The following is an 8,423-nucleotide window of genomic DNA, read 5'->3' on the forward strand; positions in this document are numbered from 1 at the left end:
AGATAAGCCGCGCGCACCTTCGGATCATCCAGCATCTGCTTCGCGTCGCCGGACATCGTCACCAGACCCGAGTCCATCACGTAGCCACGGTTGGCAGCCTGCAGAGCCAAACGCGCGTTCTGTTCGACCAGCAGCACGGTCATGCCTTCGGCCGAGATCGCCCGCACCACTTCGAAGATCTTCTCGACCATGATCGGCGACAGACCCATCGACGGTTCGTCGAGCAACAGCAGCTTCGGCTTGCTGATGATCGCACGCGCCATCGCCAGCATCTGCTGTTCGCCGCCCGACAAGGTGCCCGCGTATTGCGAGGCGCGTTCCTTCAGGCGCGGGAAGAAGCCGAACATGCGATCGACGTCCGCCTTGATGCCGTCCGTGTCGGTACGCAGATAAGCCCCCATCTGCATGTTCTCGACGATCGACATGCGCGAGAAAATACCGCGGCCTTCCGGCACCATCGCGAGACCGCGCTTGAGCAGCTCGTGCGCCGGGATGCCCTTGATCGACTGGCCCATGTACTCGATGTCGCCGGCCGCGTACGGCTTAAGCCCCGTGATCGCCTTCATCGTCGTGGTCTTGCCCGCGCCGTTCGCGCCGATCAGCGTGACCAGCTCGCCCTGCCCGACTTCGAGGTCGATCCCCTTGACTGCCTGGATGCCGCCGTAATTGACCTGCAGGCCCTTGATTTTCAACATTGCTTGCGTTGTGGACATCAGTGGACTCCCGCACCCAGATAAGCTTCGATCACCTTCGGATCCTTCTGCACGTCTGACGGCAGACCTTGCGCAATCACCTTGCCGTAGTCGAGCACCGTCATCTGGTTGCACAGACCCATCACGAGTTTCACGTCGTGTTCGATCAGCAGGATCGTCTTGCCGTCGCTGCGGATCTTGTCGAGCAGTTTGGTCAGCTCGACCTTTTCCGTAGCGTTCATGCCGGCAGCCGGTTCGTCCAGCGCGAGCAGCTTCGGATCCGTGGCCAGCGCGCGGGCGATTTCCAGACGACGCTGGTGACCGTACGACAGATTGCGCGACGTGTAGTCCGCATACTGCGCAATGCCGACGTACTCCAGCAGTTCGATCGCGCGCTCCTTGATCTCGCGCTCTTCCTTGCGCTCGGACGGCGTCTGGAACACCGCGCCGATCAGGCCATGCCTGGTGCGCACGTGGCGCCCGACCATCACGTTTTCCAGCGCGGTCATGCCGCCGAACAGACGGATGTTCTGGAACGTACGGGCAATACCGGCCTTCGCGACTTGATAAACGGCGGTCGGCGTGTATTCCGTGCCGTCGAGCTTGAACTCGCCGGAATCCGGCGTGTACAGACCCGTGATCACGTTGAAGAAGGTGGTCTTGCCGGCGCCGTTCGGGCCGATCAGGCCGTAAATCTGCCCCGACCTGATTTGCAGGCCGACGTCAGAAAGTGCCTGCAAGCCGCCGAAGCGCTTGTTCACGCCTTTCACCGACAGACGGATCTGGTCGCTGCCCACGCTGTTATTTACGTTATCGCTCATGTAATTTCTCCCACGGGCCTCAGGCGCGCACCGGCTTCTTGCCGCTGCGCTTCGCCAGTTTCGCAATCTTGTCTTCGTGCTTCGGCGACGGCCACAAGCCTTCCGAGCGATACAGCATGATCACGACCATCGCGAGGCCGTACAGCAACTGACGGATCACTTCGGTATCGACGATTTCATGGCCGAAGATCGCGTTCTGCAGCGGACCCATCGTCGAGCGCAGGAATTCCGGGAACACGGCGAGCAGCACCGCGCCGAGAATCACGCCGGGGATGTGGCCCATACCGCCCAGCACCACGCAGGCCAGCACCACGACCGACTCCCAGAATGTGAACGATTCCGGCGACACGAAGCCCTGGAACGAACCGAACATCGCGCCCGACAGGCCGCCGAACGATGCGCCCATCGCGAACGCCAGCAGCTTCACGTTACGGGTGTTGATGCCCATTGCCTTGGCGGCGATTTCGTCTTCACGGATCGCGGCCCACGCACGGCCGATACGCGAGTGCTGCAAACGCGTACACACCCAGATCACCAGCAGCGCGCACAGCACGAACAGGTAGTAATACGAGTACACCGAGGGGAACTGCAGGCCGAACAGCGAGTGAGTCTGCGCGAGACTGAAGCCGCCCACCGACACCGGATCGATCCCCGTGATCCCCTTCGGCCCGTTCGTGATGTTCACCGGACGGTCGAGGTTGTTCATGAAGATCCGCACGATTTCCCCGAAACCCAGGGTCACGATCGCGAGATAGTCGCCACGCAGACGCAGGGTCGGCGCACCGAGCAGAATCCCGAACAGCGCGGCGAGCGCCATCGCGACCGGCACGATGATCCAGATCGGCGTATGCAGCCCGTTCGGGAACAGGTGCGCGATCCACGCGAACTGCGAGGTCAGGTGCGGCGAGCTCAGCAGCGCCGCGACGTACGCGCCGATTGCGTAGAACGCGATGTAGCCCAGGTCCAGCAGGCCGGCGAAGCCGACCACCACATTCAGGCCCAGCGCGAGCATCACGTACAGCATCGCGAAGTCGAGTACGCGGACCCAGTAGTTGCCGCCGGCCGCGCCGATGATCATCGGCGCCGCGATCACGAAAATCGCGGTGATGATGCCGACGGTCAGCGTCTTCGTCAGGTTCTTTTCAGGGATGAGCGTCGTGGACGGCTCGATCGGTTGAATTGAGGTCATGTCTGTTTTCTCCCTGGATCAGGCGCGATCCGCAACACGTTCGCCGAGCAGGCCCGACGGACGGAACACCAGCACGATGATCAGCACGATGAACGCGAACACGTCCTGGTAGTTACTGCCGAACACACCACCGGTCAGGTTGCCGATATAGCCCGCACCCAACTGTTCGATCAGGCCGAGCAGCACGCCGCCCACCATCGCCCCGCCGAGATTGCCGATCCCGCCCAGCACCGCCGCGGTAAAGGCCTTCAACCCTGGGATGAAGCCCATATAGAAGTGAGCGTTACCGTATTCGGACGCGATCATCACGCCGGCCAGAGCAGCCAGCGCCGAGCCGATCATGAAGGTCGCCGAAATCACGAAGTTCGGATTCACGCCCATCAGGCTGGCAACGCCCGGATTCTCGGCGATCGCACGCATCGCGCGGCCCAGCCTGGTCTTGTGAACCAGCAGCAGCAGGCCGCCCATCACGAGGAACGCCACCACGATGATCACGATTTCAGTCATCGATATCACGGCGCCTGGCGTCGTGTCGGTGGCCTTGATCACGTTGATCGGGTCGGTGGGCAACAGCTGCGGGAACGGCAGCGGGTTGCGCGACCAGATCATCATCGCGAGCGTTTGCAGCAGGATCGACACGCCGATCGCGGTGATCAGCGGGGCGAGGCGCGGCGCTTTACGCAACGGCCGGTAGGCCACGCGCTCGATCGTGTAGCCGACCAGCGAGCAAACCACTGCCGCGATGATCAACGCGATGATGAGCGTCGGCACATTGCCGAGGCCGGGGAAGTGGTTCTGCAGCACGCCTATGGCCGAGAGCGCAACCATCGCGCCCACCATCAACACATCGCCGTGCGCGAAGTTGATGATGCCCAGGATGCCGTAAACCATCGTGTAGCCCAGTGCGATGATGGCGTAAACGCTGCCAAGCACTAGCCCGTTGAGGACCTGCTGGACGAAGATATCCATTTAATACTCCTTAGCCCGTGCGACTGGATTCGCGTTCTTCATCAGCCGGTGGGCGGTGATGCGGTACGCCAATCTCAACGGCACTGCGGGTACTGATGTAAAAGACCGGTAAGGGTTATCCGCTACCCGGTTCGTCTTACGACTGTGATGCAGTCGGAGACTCGCCGATGGCGGATGCAAAAACGGCACCGTGGGGTGGTTTCGGTGCCGTCAGGCTGAACGTCCCGTCATCACATCTTCACGACGTCGAGGACCGCTTTCTTGCCGTCCTTGAAGTCGTAAAGCGTAATGGCGCCCTCTTTCAAATCACCCTTGTCGTCGAACGCGATGTGGCCGATTACCCCGTTGTAATCGGTGGACGGCATCGCAGCCAGCACCTTGGGCGCCTCGATCGAATTAGCGCGCTTCATTGCATCGACAATCACGTACACAGCGTCATACGTGAACGGTGCGTAAATCTGCACCGGCGTGTGGAAGCGGTCGACGTACTTCTTTTCGAAGTCCGCTCCTTTGTCCATTTTCGAAAGCGCAAGTCCCGCCTCCGAACAGACCAGGTTTTGCACGGCGGTTCCCGCCAGCTCACCCACCTTGTCGGTACACACACCGTCGCCGCCAAGGATTTTTGCCCTGATACCGAGCGCCGCCGCCTGTTTGGTGAACGGCCCGCCCGTCGCGTCCATGCCGCCGAACATGATCACGTCCGGCTGAACACTCTTGATCTTTGTGAGGATGGCCCGGAAATCCGTGGCCCGATCGTTCGTCGCTTCCCGCGCGACGATCTTCGCTCCGCTTGCCTCCACGGTCTTCGCGAATTCGTCCGCGAGCCCCTTACCGTAGGCGGTTGCATCGTCCACCACCGCGATGCGTCTGGCGCCCAACGCCTTCGTGGCGTAATTGGCGAGCGCCGGTCCTTGTTGCGCGTCGGTGGCGACGACTCGATAAGTCGTCTTGAAACCTTGCTGCGTGTACGCCGGATTGGTCGACGACGGCGAGATCTGCACGATGCTGGCATCGCTGTAGATCTTCGAGGCCGGGATCGATACCCCCGAATTCAGATGCCCCACGACGCCGACGACGTGATCGTCGACCAGCTTCTGCGCGACGGCCGTACCCGTTTTCGGGTCCGCTGCATCGTCTTGCGCGTCGAGCTCCAACTGGATCTTGCGACCGTCGATGGTCAAGCCCTGGGTATTGATTTCCTCGACCGCCAGACGCGCGCCGTTTTCGTTGTCTTTACCGAGATGTGCAATGCCGCCCGTCAATGGGGCCGCATGACCAATTTTCACGACAGTCGCCTCGCTCGCCGGCGCCGCTGCCGCCGTGGCAGCCGATGCACCCGCTCCCGCCTCGCCGTCCTGTTTCTTGCCGCACGCGGTCAACATCGCAACCGCGGTCGCGATGGACACGGCGTAAGCAAACTTGACTCGCATTTAAGTAGGTCTCCCGCGCCTTGCAAAATCCGTTGTTCGGGACCCGGAGGCCTTGAGAACGCGCGCATTGTAACTCCAATTATGCGACGCGCAATATTGTTGAACCGGTGGGGTTTTCCTGCATTGCAACCATATTTTTAAAGAGGAATTTGACAAAAGGTGCAACCGGGTTGCGACTATTTTCGTGCACCAGTTGCACCGGCGTTGCGCCCAGTGGCATCAACTGTTGCAGCGATATGGCCCGATCCCCGATTGCAGCGTGGTTCGCGTCAAGTATTACGTTTGCGTGGGATATCAACATGTACGCACTAGTTTAGTGCGTCAAAAACTCGCGCAACGGCTTTGTAGCGAATTAAACGGGGTCACATTGATCAAAAATCAATTAACAGCCCATTGGATTTGCAAAAGAATTTGTGTGCAAGGCGCTAAAAACAGTGTTCACCTACAATCTGGCACTTTATTAAGGAGCGCGCCATGAATCTATGGACGAAAAAAAACGCGCCCGCGGGCGCGTTTTTTCTTTCTAAAACCGTCGGCTGACTGTCAGGCTGGCAGGCCCAGCCCCCGTGGCAGCGGAAACGCGATGTTTTCCTCGATACCTTCCAGCGCGCGCACGTTGCGCACACCAAGCTCACGCAACCGGCCAATCACCGCCTGCGCCAGCGCCTCCGGTGCCGACGCACCCGCCGTTACACCGATCCGGCGCTTGCCTTCGACCCAGACCGGATCGATCTGGTCCGGCGAGTCCACCATATAGGAAGGCACGCCGAGCTTTTCGGCCAGTTCGCGCAACCGGTTCGAATTCGAACTATTCGGGCTGCCGACCACGATCACGACGTCGCATTGCGGCGTCATGAACTTGACCGCGTCCTGGCGATTTTGCGTGGCGTAACAGATGTCCTGCTTCTTCGGCTCGCGGATTGCCGGATATTTCGCCTTCAAGGCACCGATGATCTCGGCGGCGTCGTCGACCGACAGGGTAGTTTGCGTAACGAACGCGATCCGCTCGGGATCGGCCAGTTGCAAGGCCTGGACGTCTGCGATGTCCTCCACCAGATGCATGCCCTCGCCGGCTTGTCCCATCGTGCCCTCGACTTCAGGGTGGCCCTTATGGCCGATCATCACGATGTCAAAACCGTCCTGGCGCATCTTCGCGACTTCAATATGCACCTTGGTTACGAGCGGACAGGTGGCGTCGTACACCCGCAGGCCGCGCGACTCGGCTTCCGCACGCACCGCTTTCGACACGCCATGTGCGCTGAAAATGACCGTATTGCCGGCCGGGACTTCTTCCAGCTGTTCAATGAAGATTGCGCCCTTTTTGCGCAAATCCTCGACGACATAGGCGTTATGGACGATTTCGTGGCGCACGTAAATCGGCGAGCCGTGCAGCTTGATGGCCCGCTCCACGATTTCGATGGCCCGATCGACGCCGGCGCAGAACCCACGCGGCTGTGCGAGCAGGATCTCGGCTTCGGCAAGAGTCGTATCCGTGGTGCTCATGTTTACAGAATCCCGATGATTTTCACTTCAAACGCCAGCGCCTGGCCGGCAAGCGGATGGTTGAAATCAAACAGCGCCGACGTTTCACCCACCTCCTTCAGGACGCCCGCGTAGCGGCCGCCGCCCGGCGCGTTGAATTCGACCAGATCACCGGGCGAAAAATCCTCGCCGATCATGCTGTTTTCGCGCAGGGTGGCCAGCGAAACCCGCTGGATCAGCTCCGGATTGCGCGGACCGAAAGCCTGGCCCGGCGTTAGCTGAAAGGTCGAATGGTGGCCCACCTTCAAACCCAGCAAAATATCTTCCAGCGGCGGCGCGAGTTGCCCTGCGCCGAGCAGCAGCGTGGCCGGCTTGTCGGTAAACGTGTTGATGACTTCAGCGCCATCGGCAAGGGAAAGCCGGTAGTGAAGCGTCACGTGCGAACCGGGTTTCACTTCGGAAATGTCGATGATGCTCATGCAATGCTCGCTCTGTCGAAGCGCGCTGCACGCGTGCGCCGCGGGCGCAGTAAACGCGTGTGGCAGACCGTCGGGGTGCCATGCGCAAAGCGTCTATTGTAAGCCACATAACGGGCGGCGGCTTGGGTCCGTCGCGCGCACCGCGGCACGGCAAGGGCCTCGACCCCGCCCGCCGCCAACCCGAACTGGAGAATTCTTATCTATATGGCCGACTATGCCCGCACGACAGACCAGGCGGCACTCGAAGCGGCCCTGCCGAAGCCTGTCGCGTCCGCCACCCCGGCGATCGCCCTGGTGGCGCCGCCCGCTTGCACTGCAGTGAGCACTCGCGCCAGCACCGCCGACGCCATCGCAAACGCCGGCACATCCCCGGCCCGAAAGCTCATACGCGGCAAATGGCTAAAAAACGACATGCCGCGCGAGCGGCTGATCGAGGAAGGGCCGGGCGTGCTGTCCGACACTGAAATGATCGTGCTGGTGCTCGGCTCTGGCCTCCCTGGCCATGATGTGTTTAATGTCGCGCGCGCCCTGCTCGACCGCTTCGGCACGTTACGGGCAATGCTCGACGCGACTTACTCGGACTTCGAGGGCCTGCGCGGCATCGGCCCGGCAAAAAAAGCGCAGTTGATCGCCATCATGGAGATGGCGCGGCGCTCGCTGGTCGATAAAATGCGTGACCGTTCGCTGATGAATTCGCCCGAGGCCGTGCAGGATTATTTGCGCCTGCGCATCGGCGGCAAGACGCAAGAGGTCTTCGTGTCGCTCTTTCTCGATGCCAGGCATCGGTTGATCCGCTGCGAGGAAAGCGCGCGCGGCACGCTGACACGTATGGCGGTGTATCCGCGTGAGATCGTGCGGCGAGCGTTGACGTTGAATGCCGCCAGTCTGATCGTCGCACATAATCACCCTTCCGGCGCGGTCCAGCCGAGCGCGAGCGACTGCCGGCTGACGCACACGCTGCGCGAGGCGCTTGCGCTGATCGACGTGCAACTGATCGATCATCTGGTGATCGGCGCCGACAATACCTACTCGTTTGCGCGCGCCGGCTGGCCCTGACACGACGCCAACCTGGCTTGCGACAACGTTGCACCGTGTTTCGCATCGCAAATAAGGTTTGATTTTGCGGCTTTTTTTCCGCTATAATCCCGGTTTGCCTATTTCCAACCCCCTGTTCCGAAGCCACCAAGGCGTTCCGGAAAGGAAACGCGACTGAAGTTCAAAAACTTAAGCGCGGCTCTTTTCGGGAAACTTTCACGGCGTTCGAACTCAGAATTAGCGTATTAGGAGTGCTCTCATGGCACGCGTATGCCAAGTAACTGGGAAAGCGCCGATGAGCGGCAACAACGTTTCCCACGCGAACA

General features: G+C 60.8%; 10 protein-coding genes. 2 read left to right on the forward strand and 8 right to left on the reverse strand.

Going from position 1 to position 8,423, the window contains the following annotated elements:
* The 8 genes from QOC89_RS16185 to QOC89_RS16220 all read right to left on the reverse strand — a co-directional run.
* The coding region (locus QOC89_RS16185; RefSeq protein ID WP_416340407.1) for an ABC transporter ATP-binding protein at positions 1-695 on the reverse strand (695 nt) is incomplete at its 3' end.
* 17 nt (positions 696-712) lie between these two features.
* Positions 713-1,513: an ABC transporter ATP-binding protein gene (locus QOC89_RS16190; RefSeq protein ID WP_323045937.1), complete on the reverse strand. Its 801-nt coding sequence runs from the start codon at positions 1,511-1,513 to the stop codon at positions 713-715.
* Positions 1,514-1,532: 19 nt separating this feature from the next.
* On the reverse strand, positions 1,533-2,702 hold the full coding sequence (locus tag QOC89_RS16195) for an ABC transporter permease subunit (RefSeq protein ID WP_323045938.1): 1,170 nt from the start codon (positions 2,700-2,702) through the stop codon (positions 1,533-1,535).
* 18 nt (positions 2,703-2,720) lie between these two features.
* On the reverse strand, positions 2,721-3,671 hold the full coding sequence (locus tag QOC89_RS16200; protein WP_323045939.1) for a branched-chain amino acid ABC transporter permease: 951 nt from the start codon (positions 3,669-3,671) through the stop codon (positions 2,721-2,723).
* Between the two features lie 230 nt (positions 3,672-3,901).
* Complete coding sequence (locus QOC89_RS16205) at positions 3,902-5,101, reverse strand: branched-chain amino acid ABC transporter substrate-binding protein (RefSeq protein WP_323045940.1); 1,200 nt, start codon at positions 5,099-5,101, stop codon at positions 3,902-3,904.
* 79 nt (positions 5,102-5,180) lie between these two features.
* Positions 5,181-5,402, reverse strand: coding sequence for a hypothetical protein (locus QOC89_RS16210; protein WP_323045941.1), 222 nt, complete (start codon positions 5,400-5,402; stop codon positions 5,181-5,183).
* A 242-nt stretch (positions 5,403-5,644) separates the two neighbouring features.
* Positions 5,645-6,604 (reverse strand): 4-hydroxy-3-methylbut-2-enyl diphosphate reductase, encoded by a 960-nt coding sequence (gene ispH, locus QOC89_RS16215; protein WP_323045942.1) that lies wholly within the window; start codon positions 6,602-6,604, stop codon positions 5,645-5,647.
* Between the two features lie 2 nt (positions 6,605-6,606).
* On the reverse strand, positions 6,607-7,062 hold the full coding sequence (locus QOC89_RS16220; protein ID WP_042321518.1) for an FKBP-type peptidyl-prolyl cis-trans isomerase: 456 nt from the start codon (positions 7,060-7,062) through the stop codon (positions 6,607-6,609).
* Between the two features lie 204 nt (positions 7,063-7,266).
* On the opposite strand from QOC89_RS16220, the gene radC reads away from it, so the two are divergent.
* Together radC and QOC89_RS16230 are read left to right on the forward strand one after the other, a co-directional pair.
* Complete coding sequence (gene radC, locus QOC89_RS16225; RefSeq protein ID WP_323045943.1) at positions 7,267-8,118, forward strand: RadC family protein; 852 nt, start codon at positions 7,267-7,269, stop codon at positions 8,116-8,118.
* A gap of 238 nt (positions 8,119-8,356) precedes the next feature.
* On the forward strand, positions 8,357-8,423 hold a 67-nt coding region (locus tag QOC89_RS16230; protein WP_323045944.1), incomplete at its 3' end, for a large ribosomal subunit protein bL28.

Origin of the sequence: Paraburkholderia sp. (assembly GCF_034668105.1) — a bacterium.
In the GTDB taxonomy this organism is placed as follows: Bacteria; Pseudomonadota; Gammaproteobacteria; order Burkholderiales; family Burkholderiaceae; genus Paraburkholderia.

What these genes read in the sequence shown, in the direction of transcription:
- radC (WP_323045943.1), top strand. Translation starts at nt 7,267, where the DNA reads ATGGCCGACTATGCCCGCACGACAGACCAGGCGGCACTCGAAGCGGCC.
- QOC89_RS16190 (WP_323045937.1), bottom strand. Translation starts at nt 1,513, where the DNA reads ATGAGCGATAACGTAAATAACAGCGTGGGCAGCGACCAGATCCGTCTG.
- QOC89_RS16200 (WP_323045939.1), bottom strand. Translation starts at nt 3,671, where the DNA reads ATGGATATCTTCGTCCAGCAGGTCCTCAACGGGCTAGTGCTTGGCAGC.
- QOC89_RS16205 (WP_323045940.1), bottom strand. Translation starts at nt 5,101, where the DNA reads ATGCGAGTCAAGTTTGCTTACGCCGTGTCCATCGCGACCGCGGTTGCG.
- ispH (WP_323045942.1), bottom strand. Translation starts at nt 6,604, where the DNA reads ATGAGCACCACGGATACGACTCTTGCCGAAGCCGAGATCCTGCTCGCA.
- QOC89_RS16195 (WP_323045938.1), bottom strand. Translation starts at nt 2,702, where the DNA reads ATGACCTCAATTCAACCGATCGAGCCGTCCACGACGCTCATCCCTGAA.
- QOC89_RS16210 (WP_323045941.1), bottom strand. Translation starts at nt 5,402, where the DNA reads ATGTTGATATCCCACGCAAACGTAATACTTGACGCGAACCACGCTGCA.
- QOC89_RS16220 (WP_042321518.1), bottom strand. Translation starts at nt 7,062, where the DNA reads ATGAGCATCATCGACATTTCCGAAGTGAAACCCGGTTCGCACGTGACG.